This is a genomic window from Algoriphagus boseongensis, assembly GCF_004362805.1.
Taxonomy (GTDB): Bacteria; Bacteroidota; Bacteroidia; order Cytophagales; family Cyclobacteriaceae; genus Algoriphagus; species Algoriphagus boseongensis.
This window is the reverse complement of the sequence record NZ_SNYF01000005.1, coordinates 742,691-758,610: the sequence shown is the minus strand read 5'-3', so window position 1 is coordinate 758,610 and position 15,920 is coordinate 742,691. Positions and strand designations below refer to the sequence as shown.

Genomic DNA, 15,920 nt, shown 5'->3' with positions numbered 1-15,920 from the left:
CTAAAGAAGAAAAAACTAAACCCATGAAAAAGTTTATTCTTCTATTCTTTGTGATTTTCTCCAACGTATCCTTGAGCTTTTCCCAAGAGCTTCAAGTAAAAGTTTCCGGAAAAGGACCTGCTGTTTTACTGATTCCTGGACTCGCTTCTTCCGGAGAGGTTTGGGATGAAACTGTGGAAAATCTTTCCCAAAATTTCGAATGTCATGTAGTTACCCTTCCAGGATTTGGGACTAATCCTTCCACAGACTTACAGGCTGGTTTCATTTCTACTATGGAAAACTTGCTGGAGGAATATATTAAGAAGCAACCCAAACAAATTATCCTTATTGGACACAGTTTGGGAGGATTTCTTTCTCTTCACTTGGCAAAAAATCTTCCCGATAAAATCGAAAAAGCAGTCATAGTGGACTCCTACCCCTTCTATTCCGCAGCCTTCAATCCCGCAGCTTCAGCCGAAAATATGAGGCCAATGGCCGAGCAAATGAAAGAATTAATGCTTGCTCAAAGTCCAGCTCAATATCGGGCTCAGCAAGAAGCTACCCTACCAATCATGACCTCCAATTCGGAAAAATTGCCTTTGGCGGTAGAATGGAGCCTGCAAAGCGACAGATTGACCACGGCCCAAGCTATGTATGAGTTGATGACTAATGACTACCGAGAGGATTTAGCCGAAGTGAATACTCCACTATTGGTTTTAGGTGCTTGGTATTCTGGGAAAAACTATGGTTTGACAGAGGAAAGTGTGCTACAAAATTTTCAAAATCAATACCAATTGGCTCAAAATGTCCAAATTGAAATGGCTCCCACAGCTCATCATTTTATCATGTGGGACAACCCTGAGTGGTTTTTGGAACAATTAAATCAGTTTCTTAAATGAAGTCCCAGAAAGAAATACAGTTTGAAAAGATCTACCAGGATCACAAGGACAAGGTCTTTAGACTCTGTTTGGGATTTATGAGAGATCCAGACCTTACCAAGGACCTCTTTCAGGAGATTCTGATCAAAATCTGGAGAAATCTAGACTCATTCAAAGGTGAAAGCGAAATCAGCACCTGGATCTACAGAATCGCTTACAATACTGCTTTGACCTTTTCGGCAAAAGAAAAAAAGAAGGAGGAGAAGAATTCTGAAATACCAGATCATCTGGATTTTGCAGAGCCTGAAAACAAAATTTCAGAAACTGAAAATCAGCTTCAGCTACTTTATTCCGCTATTTCCGAACTCCCTAAACTCGACAGGGTCATTGCAACCCTTCTTCTTGAAGGAAGTCCTTACAAAATGATCTCAGAAATCACTGGCATTTCTGAAAACTATGTGGCAGTCAAAGTCAACCGAATCAAAGCCACGCTTACTCAAAAACTCAATCCTCAAACTCATGGAAACTAATTTCAACGATATACAGCAACTTTGGCAAAGCCAGAAAGCCACTAATTTTGACCTCAGTGGACTAATTCAGCAAATGAAAGCCACTGAAAAGAAGCAAAAAATGGAATGGATGATTGGACTGATTTGCACTCCGATTACCATTGTAATTTTGACTTTTGTTCTTCCGCTTAAAGACAGTGTATTTGGTCTACTCGCTCTCTTACTTATCAGCCTTGGAATGGGATGGGTAATCTGGCTAAACAGCAAATCACTCCTTAGAAAGGTGGAAAATTCTGACCTATACAATCAACGGGACTATTTGGAGGAACATATCCAAAAGCTAAAACTCCGCGGAAAAATCATCCAAAAGCACATGATAACCTATGGTGTTTTATTGGCTGTGGCCATTAATCTGGGATATTTGGCAGTTTTGGCTCCACTTAGCTTACAAGCTAGGCTGAGTGCCCACATTGGTGCTACGCTATTGATAGCATTCGTCATGTGGTTTACTTTAAGAAAAAAGAGAAAGGCCTTTGAAAAAAATTCCCAACCTATCATCGAGAGTCTGGAAAAATTACTGTCAGAATTAAAAAATTGAATTCAAACCCTGTCAATGGACAGGGTAATTCATAAAGCATGTATCAGAAAAAGAAAGTATTTTTCCACCTGAATTTCTCTGAACATGAACAAACGATCTTTTCTCAAATCCATAGGATTGGTAGCTGCCACAGCCCCGTTTCTGAGTTTTGATTCAAAAAAATCCTCCTCGCCCATTCGACTTTTACCCAATCCTATCAAAAAAGGAGATAAAGTTGGGATAATCAGTCCCTCTGCGGCTACTGCTGACCGAATGGAATTCACCTATGCCAAGGAAGCGATGGAGGCCTTGGGATTTGAGGTAGTTTTGGGAGAAAATCTCAAAAATCGGTTCGGTCATTTGGCTGGGACTGATGAGGAAAGAGCCGCAGATCTTAATGCGATGTTTGCGAACCCCGAAATCAAAGCTATTATCTGCATTCGAGGAGGATCTGGAGCAGCTAGAATTCTGCCTTTGATAGATTATTCTGTTGTCAAAAACAATCCTAAGCCGATTCTAGGCTATTCGGATATCACGGCTCTACATTGTGCTCTTCATAGCCAAACTGGTTTGATTTCTTTCCATGGACCAAATGGATCAGGAAGCTGGAATAGCTTTAATGTAAAGCAATTTGAAAAAGTGTTTTTTGAAAAGTCATTAGTCACTTATAAAAACGAAGCAAGCAAAGGTGATGAATTGGTAGTCAAGGCCAACAGAATCCAAACCCTTACTTCCGGCATCGCTGAAGGAAAGATTTTGGGAGGAAATTTGACCGTGCTTTCAGCTTTATCAGGGACTCCTTATTATCCTGATTTTCAAGATGCTATTTTATTCATTGAAGACATCGGAGAAGACCCTTATCGAATCGATCGGATGATGAGTACCTTACAATTGAATGGCACCTTAAGCAAAATCAAAGGCTTTGTTTTTGGACAATGCAATGACTGCAAACCCGGAGGTGGATATGGGGCAATGACCGTAGATGAAATCATGGACCAATACATCAAGCCTTTAGGAATTCCAGCCTATATCGGTGCTATGATTGGTCATATTCCCAAACAATTTATTATCCCTGTAGGTGCCCAAGTCAGACTAAATGCTAACGAAGGAACTATCACTTTAACAGAGCCTATCTTTCAATCTTAAATACGATGAATCTATTTTCCTCCTTTTTCACTTTTGGTTTACTGATAATTTCCATGCTTCACACTACTGAAAACTCAATTCCTCAAGAAGAAAAACTCACCTATTTAGCGCTAGGCGATAGTTATACCATTGGTGAGGGAGTTGCAGAAAACGAGCGATATCCGAATCAATTGGTATCAGCATTAGCCCAACAAGGAAAATTTTCCTTTTCCAAACCTCAAATCATAGCCAAAACAGGTTGGACAGTGGACGAATTGGAAGCAGGAATTCAAGCGGCGAATACTTCTTCTGAAGGGTATGATTTGGTCACCTTACTCATTGGCGTAAATAATCAATACCGAGGCAGACCAGTTTCAGATTATGAAAAAGAATTTGAGGCCATGCTTAAAAGAGCTATTTCTTTAGCCAGGGGCAAAAAAGAGCACGTGGTCGTGATTTCGATCCCAGATTGGGGAGTTTCCCCTTTTGCAACAAATAAAGGAGTAGATCCTAAAAAGGTAGCCAGTGAAATTGACGCCTATAACTCCGCAAAAGAAAAGATATGTAGCCAATATGGAGTAGCCTTCGTTGAGATCACTAAAGACTATAGAAAGATCGGAGCGAAGCCTGAAATGGTGGTCGACGATCAACTTCATCCCTCTGGCTTAGTCTATTCCAGATGGACTGAAAAAATTCTTAAAGAGGTTCAAAAAATGAAATTCTAGCATGAAAACTATCCTACTCCTCCTCAACCTTCTTTTAATGGCTACAACTTGTCAAAAAGAACAAACAGAAGAATTCGAAACAGAAATCTGGTGGATTAATTCCGCTCGGGTTGATTGTGTTGGAGTAAGCCAAATGACCTGCTTTCAAATTCAAAAAGAAGCAGAATGGGAATCAGGGAAGTGGAAACTGTTTTATGATGCAATTGAAGGATTTGACTATGAACCTGGATTTTTATACCAAATCAAAGTAGAGGTAACCAAAAAGAAAGAGCCTATTCCAGCAGATGCCTCTTCCCTTTCTTACAAATTGGTCGAAGTAATCAGTAAAAAACCGGATCCAAGATTGGCACTGACGAATATCTGGAAGGTGATTTACGTGGGAAGATTTCAAGACCCGAAATCTTCAAATAAAAACGAACCCTTGATTTTTGAATTCCAAGGATCCGAGGGTACTTTTTTCGGAAATATGGGTTGCAATACTGTCAGAGGGGGATTTTCTATTCCTGGGGATTCTAAAATTCTGCTTGGCCCCGGGGCAAGCACGATGATGGCATGTCCTAATATGGAAGTGGAACTTGATGTGCAAAAAGCACTAGAAAAAATCAGAACCTATAAAATCGAAAATAGGATTCTTTACCTAATGGATGAGGAGGGTAAAAATCTGATGATGCTACAGGCGGTGGATTAGGAGAAGCATTTTTGCAAAATCAACAAAAATTTTGTTCGTGCTTTGCGTTTTCTGAGAGTTGATTTGAATGGATAGGGTTTAGTTTTGAATTGTTCTATTTTTAAAATTCAGTGAGAAGAAACGCATATCTGTTGTTTTTATGTCTACTATTTTCCTGTACTGAAAAAGAGACAAAAATCATTTGGGTCTATCCGTATCGACTTGGTACCGAGTTTTACCCCAATGCCGAAGCAGGAATTTTTTTTCTTACTCAAGATAAAGAAGAGCTGGATTACTCTAGCTGGAAACGCCGAACTGAGAGTTTCGAGATTAAAGGGTTTGAATATGAAGAAGGGTATTTTTACAAGCTAAAAGTAGAATATGAAGCGGATCAGCCTCCTCAAAAACTGAAATTGAAATCGGTACTTGAGAAAAGGAAAGATTATATAGGCAATATCGAGGGGGCCTGGAAAAATATCCCTCTACCCGACCAACCCTATTTTCCAATTTTTATTCGAATACAAAAACTAAGCAGAACGCTCGAAACTTATGGAGGTTGTTTTAGGGGAATCACAGGTATGGGGGAAGTAGGGGAAAGAAAAATCCAATTAGTGGATACCTATTATCGATTGGAGGCCGATAAAATTTGCTTAGCCCAAAGCCCAATTCAAGAAGGAGGTTTTAGCTTTGTCCAATCCACCACACACTATCAACTCACACCGGATGGCTTTTTGGAGTTTTTTGATGAAAAAGGAAATCTCCTGATACGATTCCAGCCATCCGAGTAAAAATCTCTTTTATCCGTCCTTTTTGACCGCTTTTTGAAAAGGATATGCTTATTTTCACATCGGAAAATTTTCAAAGATTTCCCATCGGATAAAGTACATCAACCCATGAAAATCATCTGCATCGGCCGGAACTACGCGGCTCATATTGAGGAACTGAAAAATGAAAAACCTGGCAAACCTGTCGTTTTTCTTAAACCAGATACTGCTTTGCTTAAAGCAGGAGCACCATTTTTCTACCCTGATTTTTCAGAAAATATTCACCACGAAGTAGAACTAGTCCTCAAAATTTCCAAGGAAGGAAAATACATTCAACCTCAGTTTGCTCATCGCTATTTTGAGGAGATTGGTTTGGGCATTGACTTTACTGCGCGAGACCTTCAGGATCAATGCAAAGCGAAAGGCTTGCCTTGGGAAATTGCAAAGTCATTCAATGGTTCAGCACCTATTGGGGAATTCAAATCAGTTTCTGATTTCAAGGATTTAAAAGACATAGATTTTCATTTAAAAATCAATGGGGAAGTAAAACAACAAGGAAATACCAGCTTGATGCTGTTTGATTTTGCCACGATCATTTCCTATGTCTCTCAGTTTTTTACTTTGAAAAAAGGAGACTTAATATACACAGGAACCCCTGCCGGAGTGGGCCCCGTAAAAGTGGGTGATCATTTGGTTGGATTTATTGGAACAGAAAAAATGCTGGATTTTGAAGTCAAGTAAGCTTATTCTCTTTTTTCTCTTTCTAGGATTTTTGATTTCAACAGGACTTTTAGCCCAAGAAATCCAAAAAGGCTATTTCCGATCTCCTGTCAAACCAGGGGGAAGAAATTACTTATCCGGTAACTTCTCCGAACTCAGGCCAAACCATTTTCATACTGGCCTGGACTACAAATTTGGAGGAGTAGAAGGAGAGCCAATTTATGCAGCTGCAGATGGATGGGTTCATCGGATTAAAATTTCCTCATTTGGGTATGGAAATGTGATTTACCTGAAACACCCGAGTGGAAACATCACGTTGTATGGGCATTTGAGAAATTTCAATCCCAAACTCCATGACTGGATGGTAGGGAAAATGTACGAGGCCCAGCAAAATGAGTTAGAGGTCTATCCTCAACCGGGAGAATTGCCAGTAAAAAAGGGTGAGTTAATCGCTTACGGAGGAAATACCGGAAGCTCTGGTGGCCCTCATTTGCACTTTGAGATTCGGGACAGTTTGGATAGAGCAATGGATCCTTTATTGGCTGGCTTACCGGAGATTTTGGATAACATACCCCCTACTCCCCAAAAAATCGCAATTGTTCCTCTAGAAATAGACAGCAGAGTAAATGGAAAATTCCAAAGAATTGAACTCACTCCTATTCTTAGCGGCTCAAGTTATCGAATTCCTGAGACCATAAAAGTGACAGGAAAAGTGGGATTGGAAATCCAGAGTTATGATAAGCTGGATGGAGCGGAAAATCAAAACGGCTTTCCAAAATTTGAAGTTTCTGGAAATCAAGGACCATTATATACTGTCCTAATTAATAAGGTAGATTTTAATTTTACCCGTCATTTTTTGCTTCACACCCATCAAAATCGTTTTACCAAACTTTACTTCCAACCAGATCTGAAGTTTGATTTCTTTACTCCAAATACCCCCGGAACAGGTGTTTTCGTGGTAGAGGCAGGACAAAAGGAAAATATTCAAATCAAGCTTTCTGATGCCTACAACAATTCCAGGTTAGTGAATTTAACTCTTACAGGAGCAGATTTAGATTCTACAGTTTCTGACGGTTCAGCTCCGGCAAAAGCCCAAACCTCCTATTACAAGCATCACATGAAAATACGGGTTGCCCAAACTGATAAAGGTGGATTGGCTCAGTTTTTCATTGGAAATCAGGTCTATGAAATTCTTCCTGCCTACCAAGATGCTCAATCAAGAACCTATTTGTGGGATCTCAGATTTGGTATCCCATCCAAAATTGACCTTTGTTCAGAGATTCTTGTTCCAGACCTTTTAGGACATTTTCCAGTTGGAAAAGAGCACCTACATGCCACTGATAAGCTTCGGGTAAAAACAGAGGAAAACAGTTTATTGGAAGACCTCTACTTAAGAGTTGGTTTTTCTGGTTCATCCTCTGCACCTGTATTAAGATTACAGGAAACGACTGAATACCTATGGAATCCGATTGAAGTCACTTGGGATGTAAGTGGATATTCAGGAGATAAAGCAAAAACTCATGTCTATTTGCGATCGGCAAATGGGGCCAGATCTTTCGTAGGGGGAGAATGGGAAGGAGGCCAAATCCGATTCCAAACCAGAAATTTTGGTAGCTTTGTTTTAGCCGAAGATCAAGTCAAACCGACCGTTTCACCTATCCGGGTAAACAGTCAGGGAATCCGATTTACTATCAAGGATAATCTTTCTGGAATCAAAAGTTTTGAGGCTTGGGTAGATGGAAAATGGGTTTTGATGAGATACGAGCATAAACAGGCCGTGATTTGGTCAGAAACTCCCAAAGGACAAACGCTTAAAGGTCCTGTTATTTTGAGGGTTACCGACATGGCCGGCAACGTAAATGAATGGAAAGGAACAATTGCATAATCTAAGTTTTACCAAAAAAGAATAAAAATTATGGCAGTAGAAGTAGGCCAAATGGCACCGGATTTTGAGGCGAAAAATGAAAAAGGAGAACTGATCAAACTTTCAAATTTGAAAGGAAAAAAAGTTGTTTTGTATTTCTATCCCAAGGATGCTACCCCAGGCTGTACCGCTCAAGCTTGTAATTTGAGAGACAATTACGATGCACTTTTGAAAGCTGGCTATGTGGTTTTGGGAATCAGTTCGGATAATGAAAAATCCCACCAAAAATTTATTGAAAAGCAAGCCCTGCCTTTTTCTTTGATCGCAGATACTGACCTTAAAGTCCATGAAGCTTATGGTACCTGGGTGGAAAAATCTATGTATGGAAGAAAATACATGGGTACTGCGAGAACAACCTTTGTAATCGATGAGCAGGGAAAAATTGCTGAAATCATCGAAAAAGTTGACACCAAAAATCATACTGCTCAAATCCTAAAATAAACCTACCTAATGGAAAAAAAATCTATTGAAGATCTTCAAAAAATTTGTACCCAACTCAGAAGAGATGTGCTGAGAATGGTTCATGCAGTCCAATCAGGACATCCCGGTGCACCTTTGGGCTGTGCTGAATTTTTCGTTGCACTTTACTTTGATCAACTCAGACACAATCCAGATTTCAAGATGAATGGTAAAGGAGAAGACCTATTCTTCCTTTCCAATGGCCACCTGTCAGCTGGTTGGTATTCAGTTCTTGCCAGAAGTGGATACTTCCCTGTCGAAGAATTGAAAACTTTCAGAAAACTTAACTCCAGACTTCAGGGTCACCCAGCTACTCATGAGCACCTTCCAGGAATCAGAATAGCCTCAGGATCTTTGGGTCAGGGTCTTTCTGTAGCCTTGGGAGCTGCCCAAACCAAAAAGCTAAATGGAGATGATAAATTGGTTTATATCCTTATGGGTGACGGGGAGCTTCAGGAAGGCCAAGTTTGGGAAGCAGCTATGTATGCAGCTCACTACGGAGTGGACAATCTTATTGCTACAGTGGATTACAACGGTCAGCAAATTGATGGGCCTACCACTAAGATTATGGACCTGAAGAATCTAAAAGCCAAATGGGAAGCTTTTGGATGGGAAGTAATCGAAACAAAAAATGGCAATGACCTAAAATCGGTTATGGAAGGGCTAGAAAAAGCCAAATCCCTTACTGGAAAAGGCAAACCAATCATGAATTTATTGTACACTGAAATGGGCTATGGGGTAGACTTTATGGTCGGCACCCACAAATGGCACGGCTCTCCTCCTAACGACGAGCAGCTGGCAAAAGCCTTGGGACAGTTGGAAGAAACCCTAGGTGATTATTGATAACCCATTTCAAAAGACAACAAAATGAGCTTAGACTTAAAATTTACCTATACAGAAAAGAAAGATACCCGATCAGGATTTGGAGATGGATTTTTGGAAGCAGGAAGAAGAAATCCGAATGTAGTCGGACTATGCGCGGATTTGATTGGCTCCTTGAAAATGGGAGATTTCCAAAAAGAATTTCCTGAGAGATTCTTTCAAACCGGGATTGCAGAGGCGAATATGATCGGCCTTGCCGCTGGTATGACCATAGGAGGAAAAATTCCATTTGCAGGCACTTTCGCAAATTTTGCTACTGGTCGTGTATATGACCAAATCCGTCAATCAGTTGCCTATTCAGACAAAAATGTAAAAATCTGTGCTTCTCACGCTGGTTTGACATTGGGTGAGGATGGAGCAACTCACCAAATCCTTGAGGACTTGGGCATGATGAAAATGCTTCCTCACATGACTGTGATCAATCCTTGCGATTACAATCAAACCAAAGCTGCGACTTTGGCTATTGCGGAGCATGAAGGACCGGTTTATCTGAGATTCGGTCGTCCTAGCTGGCCGATCTTTACTCCTACTGATCAAAAGTTCGAAATTGGAAAAGCGTGGAAGATGATCGACGGAAAAGACGTCACCATCTTTGCAACAGGACACTTAGTTTGGGAAGCAGTAGTTGCCGAAGCCATGCTTAGAGCTGAAGGAATTCATGCCGAAGTAATCAATATCCATACGATCAAGCCTTTAGACGAGGAAGCAATTTTGGAATCTGTGGCTAAGACAGGTTGCGCTGTATCTGCCGAAGAGCATCAAATCAATGGTGGCCTCGGAGATAGCATAGCCCAAACTTTAATCCGACATAATCCTGCTCCTTTGGAGTACGTAGGCGTTAATGACAGCTTTGGCGAGTCAGGAACTCCTACCCAGCTTTTGGAAAAATATGGCTTGAATGCTGAGAATATTGTAAAAGCTGCCAAAAGAGCTTTGGAAAGGAAATAACCTATTCTTTCCTTTAGTTTTGAAACCACAGATTTTCAGTCTGTGGTTTTATTTTTTCTGAATTTTCCGAGCCTAAAACCGTAAATTCATTTAATCCAAATATTTACAACTATGCCCAACTACGAACCCACACTTGTTGCAACCTTGGAAAAATTGAGAAAAGAAGGCTATACGGAAGATTTTAACATCCGGTTTGATAGTTTGATTTGCAAGGATGTCTGCCTGCTTCCCTCCCAATTTGAAGTGGATCAAACCTTCCGATTTGAGGGAAATACCAATCCATCTGATGAAGCCATTTTATTTGCTATTTCCTCAATAGATGGAAAAATCAAAGGAGTTTTGGTCAATTCTTATGGAACCTACGCTGACTCCATGACCGAGGAACTTATCAACAAATTGAAGTAAGGAATACTGTTTTTCTCGCATGATAATTTCCCTCTTAGATTCAAATCAACTCATTTTGAATCCCGTTCTACTTGAAGATCAACCAATTTTATACCGCCTGATGGATGAAGTTTATCGGGCTAGTTATCATTCCATTTGGGAGGATAAAGGCGATTGGTATGTAGAATTGATTTATAATCCTGAAACAGTCAGAAAGGAATTGGCCAGAAGCAGGAGCCATTACTTTTTTGTGGAATGGAAAGAAGAAAAAATCGGAATCCTGAAATATGATTTTCCCTTTTCTCCCAGAGAAATTGAAATCCCAAATGCCATGAAATTGCATAGGCTTTACCTTCATCCCAAGGCTCATGGAAAAGGAATAGCTCAAGAATTGATGAAACATTGTGAGCAAGTTGCGAAAGAAAACAAGCTGGAAGCGATTTGGTTGGAAGCTATGGAAAGCCAGATTCAGGCCAAGCGGTTTTATGAAAAAATGGGCTTCTCTGAAGTTTACAGCTATGTATTAGACTTTGAGAGGATCTATCCAGAGTACAGGGGAATCCAAATCTTAAAGAAAGTCATATCCTAAAAGCAGGTTTTTTGGCTGATTTGGGTATTTTTAGTAAAAGACTTTTCCTATGAAAAAATCAGCATTCCAAATTCTTTTACCTGCTTTACTCTTCATCTGCTTCTCCTGCCAGCAATCTAGTCCAACAAAGAATGAAGCAGGAATTTTATCCTTAGGGTCTTTTTCCTCTTTTCAGAATCCCGAAGAGAATGAAATGGTTGGGGTATATTTTATGCCGTCCTGGAATACCTCACCTGATCCGAATGTAGACCGGGATAGTTTTTGGTCATGCCTAACGGGAAAGGAGGACTGTTCTAGTCTTCAAAATACCGGGACTTGGGGACCAAGAGGAAGAGTTTACAATGCCCGATTTCCTTTTGAAGGTCCTTATTTGGATAGGAAACCAATTGCCGAGCTCAAAGGATTTTACAATCGAACAGATCCAGAAGTAGCCAGAAAGCAATTGCAATACATGAAAAGCTATGGGATAGACTTTTTTGCATACGATTGGTTTTATGGAAGGCATTACTACTACCATTTGTACTTTGGACCACAGTCGAAAATCTATTACCCCCAAGGTTGGCAAATAGATCCCAATAGAGATGGAAGAGTTGCCGTTCCGGGATTGGTGGAATGGGGCGATCAATTAGAGGTTTTATTGGCTGAAAACGCCAAGCTTCCTCCTGAGCAACAAATGAAATTTGCCATCAACTGGTGTGATGACAGTCATGAGCGATGGATGAACTGGCTTAAAATAGGCTCTCCGGATGAACTGGCCAGAAAAGCAAATTATGATGGAGAAAAGCCTGATCGTGAGCTTTATTTAAAAGTCCATGAAAAAATAACCCAGCTTTGGATAGACCAATATTTTTCCAGACCAGATTATTTAAAAGCAAGTGACGGCCGGCCTGTAATCTATTTTTATTTCCCTCAAGATGCGGAATCGAGAGCTGCTTACTACGGATTGACTTTGAAAGATTTATTGGACCTTTCTCAACAAACAGCTCAAAAGGCGGGAATTCCTGGAATCAAGTTTATTGCTGTGACAGCTGGTCCTATGCTGGAAAGGGAAAGAGCTTATGGATTACCTACTCAATGGAAAGCCAAAAACCCAGCTAGGCCTTGGGAAGGTGGAGATTACCGAAACCGAATGCTTTTACAGGAATATGTACCGAGACTAAAAGGAATGGGCTTTGAAGGGATGACAGCTTATGTTTACCATAATTTCATGGACAAGGATAATAGAAGCTATGCCGACATGAGAAATACCTATAGAGGTCATTGGCAAATGTGGAGTGAAAAGTTTCAGGCCGATCCCAATTTTGAATATCAGGTTCCAGTAGCCATGGGTTGGGATATGCGACCTGCCGGAGGGACTTGGCCTCAACAAACTGGTTTTCCTTCTGAACCTTACAAAGACAAAGTCCATAGCGACAAGTCTTCATTCTTGGCGAAGCTTAAAGAAGCCCAGCAAGTTTCCAGAAAATACCGAAACACCAATGGAAACACAGTGATGATCTGCTGCTGGAACGAATACTTGGAAGGGAATTATATCGAACCCACAGAAGGACATGGATTTGACTACTTAGAGGCTATTCAGGAGGTTTTTGGGAATAAATAGGCTTTTCACTGATCCTATTTATTCCCAAGGTTGATTTTTATCATATTTTTTGATTCGTAATGGGTATAGGTTTGGCAAAAAAACTCATACCCTATGAATAACCTTCTACTCTTGGGAAGAATTTCCCTCTTCGTAATCTTCTTTTGGTTTGGCCTTTTGAAAGTTTTAGGGATCTCTCCTGCCGAGCCTTTGGTTCATAATCTATTCGACCAACTTCTTTCAGGATGGATTCCATTTAGTACTTTCAATAAACTTTTTGGATTGGCCGAGTGTGGGATTGGAATTATTTGGCTAATTCCGAATTTGACCAAAATGGCAACCATAATTCTATTGGTTCATATGACTGCAACCTTTCTTCCTGTATTTTTTCTACCTAATGATACCTGGCAAGATTGGTTTACTCCTACTCTAGTCGGACAATACATCATCAAGAATTTAGCGCTGATCTCTTTGGGATTGTTTATTTTAAAACTAAATGAAAACAAATCTTTGATTCCAGCCTAAACTTTAAACCATGCTCATACAAACAAAAAATCCCCTTTCAATCGAAAGGGGATTTTAATTTATAACTGGAACTTGATTTACTTTTTAATCAATCGCTTGGTCATTACCATATTTCCAGCTTCCACTTGAATGGTATACATACCTGCGGCCAAGCCTTGAAGGTCAATTTTCTGGGTGAAGGATCCTTCTCTAACAGCCTGGTTCTCCATCACCAATCTACCTACAGCATCGAAGATTCGGATTGCAACAGTTGAACTTTGATCCATTTCAACCATTACATTGGTTTCTTCGGTTGCAGGGTTAGGATAGACGAAGAACTCACCTGGCTTCATTTCTCTTCGAAGTGTGATTTCTCTAGAAATGGTCTGACCAGCCCTATCCGAACTGAATACTGTCAAGTCGAGTCTTGCAGGAATTGTGGAACCTTTCCAAACCAGTTTATCACCGTCCAATTCTACGTCTGGATTCTCACCTAAGGTATAGGTATGGATATTATCCACTGGATCGAGAGTTCTCATGATTCCGATAACTTCCCCAGCTTTCATTCCTTTAGCAAGCTTGTTATTATCGATCGTGATATCCAAAGGCATAGGTTTGTTTTGAACCATCACCAGGATAGAAATCGGTTCATCCAAGGAATAGAATTCATTTTCCACCAAATCTGCTTTCAACTCATAGATGCCCGGAACCAAAGGATTGTAAGAATCAGACTGAATAGTCATTGGCAATTTCTTAGCCTCAAACCAAGTCAAACTCATCTTCTCTACTTCTTTCTTCACGGTTTCGATCGGCGTATTCCAAGGCACTTCAATCATTTCGGTAGATACACGTTTGTTGCCTTTTGTAACAGGTTTATGGATTACAATAGATCCACCTCCCAACAGAGTGGTAGCTTCTGCATTTTCGGCCAAACTGTACTCATTGTCATAAATGACATCACTTGAGGAGTTATTAGCCCAAACTCTGATTCTAAACTTATCCAACTCTCCTCTCAGGTCGCCGTCAATTACAGTTACCATGAATTTATGGGAACCCAATCCATTGACAGTACCCTCACCTCGGTAGGTAGCTTTTGCTCCTGAAATGACAAGAGACATGTTTTGGTGGGATGTACTCTTGAAGTGGAAATCCCCTTCCTTAAACTGGAAGTTGGTATTTCCTTCCACCTGATCCACCAGATTCTTACCAGTCTTGTATTTGGCTACAAATCCAAAGTTTGCTCTACCCTCAGCTTCAGGCTTAGTTCTCAAATCCCCTGGCTTGGAGTAAATCCAACCACCACCAGTCACAAATCCACCGTTTGGATCATAGACGGTTACAAATTCAAATTGCTGGCTGGCCTTCAAACCACAATGATCCTCAACCTCCAGTATGATCGTATAAACCCCAGCTGGTAGGCTAGTAAATGTATAAGCTGTGGAGGTTCCTGTAGCAGAAATAGTAGCAGTTTGAGTTACGATGTTTCCATCAAAAGCAGTCCATTTTGCGGATTTAATATTCTCATCCACGAAGGTTGCGCTGACATTAACAGCTGTACCAATTGCTTGAGGAATTATTGGAGCTGTGATTACCAGATTCGAAGGTGCGTTATTGGTTACCGTCACATCAAAGCTTGCGGTTTGCACATTTCCATGAATATCCTCTGCAGTGTAAGTCACAGTGGTCGTTCCAACTGGGAACAGGCTTCCCGGTGCATGACTGGTTGTGAAGGTTTTGACCTCACAGTTGTCTTTTGCTGTTGGTGCAGTCCAAGTTACAATAGCTCCGCACTTATCTGCATCACTGCTTACGCTGATATTTGCAGGCATACCTTCAATAACCGGATCCTCGGTGTCATTCACCGATACCGTGAAGCTTGCCGAATACGTGTTGCCTGATGCATCGGTAGCAGTGTAAGTCACGGTGGTCTCTCCAACTGGGAACACCGAACCGCTTGCAGGACCTGCAGTTTGTAGAATGGTACTTCCGGAACAGTTATCACTTGAAGTTGGAGCTGTCCAGCTTACCAAAGCTCCACAAACGCCCTTGTCATTGTTTACCACAATGTTTGATGGAAGGCCAATAACAGATGGTTTCTCAATATCAATGACAATCACATCCTGAGTCGCCTGGCTTTCATTGCCTGACTTATCCGTGGCTATCCAAGTGATTGTGGTCTTGCCTACCGGGAACGGTGCAGTTAAACTGGTCTCCCCATCAGATCGGGTAATCTTAAATCCAGTCGCTACCTCACCACAAAGATCTGTCACTACCGGGTTCGGTACAGATACCACTGCCTGGCATACTCCCGCATCCTGATCTACTACAATCGGATTCAACGGCTCGAAAATCGGTCCTTCGGTATCCTTGACAATCACATCCTGTGTCGCCTGGCTCTCATTGCCTGACTTATCCGTGGCTATCCAAGTGATTGTGGTCTTGCCTACCGGGAACGGTGCTGTTAAACTGGTCTTCCCATCAGATCGGGTAATCTTAAATCCAGTCGCTACCTCACCACAAAGATCTGTTACTACCGGGTTCGGAACAGTCACCACTGCCTGGCAAACTCCCGCATCCTGATCTTGAACAATCGAATTCAACGTCGGGAAAATAGGTCCTTCCGTATCTCTTACTATCACGTCCTGGAAGGCTGTTATTGAATTGCCGAAATTATCTCTTGCCGTCCAGCTTATCCGTGTAGTTCCCA

Annotated in this window: 17 protein-coding genes; 16 read left to right on the top strand and 1 reads right to left on the bottom strand. The window is 41.0% G+C overall.

The features are described 5' to 3' along the window. The first annotated feature begins 23 nt into the window (after positions 1-23). From DFQ04_RS03285 to DFQ04_RS03210, 16 genes are all read left to right on the top strand, one after another. Entirely contained in the window at positions 24-878 is an 855-nt protein-coding gene (locus tag DFQ04_RS03285) for an alpha/beta fold hydrolase (protein WP_133552646.1), read from the top strand. Continuing rightward, positions 875-1,387, top strand: a complete 513-nt coding sequence (locus DFQ04_RS03280; protein WP_133552644.1) for an RNA polymerase sigma factor — start codon at positions 875-877, stop codon at positions 1,385-1,387. Before DFQ04_RS03285 ends, DFQ04_RS03280 begins: the two co-directional genes overlap by 4 nt. After that, positions 1,377-1,964 carry a hypothetical protein gene (locus tag DFQ04_RS03275; RefSeq protein WP_133552642.1) on the top strand — a complete coding sequence of 196 codons (588 nt, stop codon included), beginning with the start codon at positions 1,377-1,379 and terminating at the stop codon, positions 1,962-1,964. Before DFQ04_RS03280 ends, DFQ04_RS03275 begins: the two co-directional genes overlap by 11 nt. An 84-nt stretch (positions 1,965-2,048) precedes the next feature. Continuing rightward, the gene (locus DFQ04_RS03270) at positions 2,049-3,089 is read left to right on the top strand and encodes a S66 peptidase family protein (protein ID WP_133552641.1); all 1,041 of its coding nucleotides are present in this window, start codon (positions 2,049-2,051) and stop codon (positions 3,087-3,089) included. A 5-nt stretch (positions 3,090-3,094) separates the two neighbouring features. Then, positions 3,095-3,793, top strand: coding sequence for an SGNH/GDSL hydrolase family protein (locus DFQ04_RS03265; RefSeq protein WP_133552639.1), 699 nt, complete (start codon positions 3,095-3,097; stop codon positions 3,791-3,793). 1 nt (position 3,794) lies between these two features. Further along, positions 3,795-4,481, top strand: a complete 687-nt coding sequence (locus DFQ04_RS18380; RefSeq protein WP_133552637.1) for a DUF4377 domain-containing protein — start codon at positions 3,795-3,797, stop codon at positions 4,479-4,481. A 110-nt stretch (positions 4,482-4,591) separates the two neighbouring features. Next, positions 4,592-5,248: a DUF4377 domain-containing protein gene (locus tag DFQ04_RS03255; RefSeq protein ID WP_133552635.1), complete on the top strand. Its 657-nt coding sequence runs from the start codon at positions 4,592-4,594 to the stop codon at positions 5,246-5,248. A gap of 105 nt (positions 5,249-5,353) precedes the next feature. Further along, complete coding sequence (locus DFQ04_RS03250; RefSeq protein ID WP_133552633.1) at positions 5,354-5,965, top strand: fumarylacetoacetate hydrolase family protein; 612 nt, start codon at positions 5,354-5,356, stop codon at positions 5,963-5,965. Continuing rightward, entirely contained in the window at positions 5,952-7,829 is a 1,878-nt protein-coding gene (locus tag DFQ04_RS03245) for a M23 family metallopeptidase (protein WP_133552631.1), read from the top strand. Before DFQ04_RS03250 ends, DFQ04_RS03245 begins: the two co-directional genes overlap by 14 nt. Positions 7,830-7,859: 30 nt before the next feature. Continuing rightward, complete coding sequence (gene bcp, locus DFQ04_RS03240; RefSeq protein ID WP_133552629.1) at positions 7,860-8,309, top strand: thioredoxin-dependent thiol peroxidase; 450 nt, start codon at positions 7,860-7,862, stop codon at positions 8,307-8,309. 9 nt (positions 8,310-8,318) lie between these two features. Next, on the top strand, positions 8,319-9,170 hold the full coding sequence (locus DFQ04_RS03235) for a transketolase (protein WP_133552627.1): 852 nt from the start codon (positions 8,319-8,321) through the stop codon (positions 9,168-9,170). A gap of 24 nt (positions 9,171-9,194) precedes the next feature. After that, positions 9,195-10,157 (top strand): transketolase family protein, encoded by a 963-nt coding sequence (locus DFQ04_RS03230; protein ID WP_133552625.1) that lies wholly within the window; start codon positions 9,195-9,197, stop codon positions 10,155-10,157. Between the two features lie 111 nt (positions 10,158-10,268). Next, complete coding sequence (locus DFQ04_RS03225) at positions 10,269-10,562, top strand: phosphoribosylpyrophosphate synthetase (RefSeq protein ID WP_133552623.1); 294 nt, start codon at positions 10,269-10,271, stop codon at positions 10,560-10,562. A gap of 55 nt (positions 10,563-10,617) precedes the next feature. After that, on the top strand, positions 10,618-11,130 hold the full coding sequence (locus DFQ04_RS03220) for a GNAT family N-acetyltransferase (RefSeq protein ID WP_166637242.1): 513 nt from the start codon (positions 10,618-10,620) through the stop codon (positions 11,128-11,130). Positions 11,131-11,179: 49 nt separating this feature from the next. Next, entirely contained in the window at positions 11,180-12,730 is a 1,551-nt protein-coding gene (locus tag DFQ04_RS03215) for a glycoside hydrolase family 99-like domain-containing protein (RefSeq protein ID WP_133552619.1), read from the top strand. A gap of 93 nt (positions 12,731-12,823) precedes the next feature. Then, entirely contained in the window at positions 12,824-13,234 is a 411-nt protein-coding gene (locus DFQ04_RS03210) for a hypothetical protein (RefSeq protein WP_133552617.1), read from the top strand. Positions 13,235-13,311: 77 nt separating this feature from the next. Here the strand turns inward: DFQ04_RS03210 and DFQ04_RS18285 are convergent. After that, on the bottom strand, positions 13,312-15,920 hold a 2,609-nt coding region (locus DFQ04_RS18285; protein ID WP_166637241.1), incomplete at its 5' end, for an HYR domain-containing protein.

Coding starts and splice junctions, on each gene's coding strand:
- DFQ04_RS03210 (WP_133552617.1), top strand. CDS start 12,824: ATGAATAACCTTCTACTCTTGGGAAGAATTTCCCTCTTCGTAATCTTC.
- DFQ04_RS03270 (WP_133552641.1), top strand. CDS start 2,049: ATGAACAAACGATCTTTTCTCAAATCCATAGGATTGGTAGCTGCCACA.
- DFQ04_RS03215 (WP_133552619.1), top strand. CDS start 11,180: ATGAAAAAATCAGCATTCCAAATTCTTTTACCTGCTTTACTCTTCATC.
- bcp (WP_133552629.1), top strand. CDS start 7,860: ATGGCAGTAGAAGTAGGCCAAATGGCACCGGATTTTGAGGCGAAAAAT.
- DFQ04_RS18380 (WP_133552637.1), top strand. CDS start 3,795: ATGAAAACTATCCTACTCCTCCTCAACCTTCTTTTAATGGCTACAACT.
- DFQ04_RS03285 (WP_133552646.1), top strand. CDS start 24: ATGAAAAAGTTTATTCTTCTATTCTTTGTGATTTTCTCCAACGTATCC.
- DFQ04_RS03230 (WP_133552625.1), top strand. CDS start 9,195: ATGAGCTTAGACTTAAAATTTACCTATACAGAAAAGAAAGATACCCGA.
- DFQ04_RS03250 (WP_133552633.1), top strand. CDS start 5,354: ATGAAAATCATCTGCATCGGCCGGAACTACGCGGCTCATATTGAGGAA.
- DFQ04_RS03235 (WP_133552627.1), top strand. CDS start 8,319: ATGGAAAAAAAATCTATTGAAGATCTTCAAAAAATTTGTACCCAACTC.
- DFQ04_RS03280 (WP_133552644.1), top strand. CDS start 875: ATGAAGTCCCAGAAAGAAATACAGTTTGAAAAGATCTACCAGGATCAC.
- DFQ04_RS03225 (WP_133552623.1), top strand. CDS start 10,269: ATGCCCAACTACGAACCCACACTTGTTGCAACCTTGGAAAAATTGAGA.
- DFQ04_RS03265 (WP_133552639.1), top strand. CDS start 3,095: ATGAATCTATTTTCCTCCTTTTTCACTTTTGGTTTACTGATAATTTCC.
- DFQ04_RS03275 (WP_133552642.1), top strand. CDS start 1,377: ATGGAAACTAATTTCAACGATATACAGCAACTTTGGCAAAGCCAGAAA.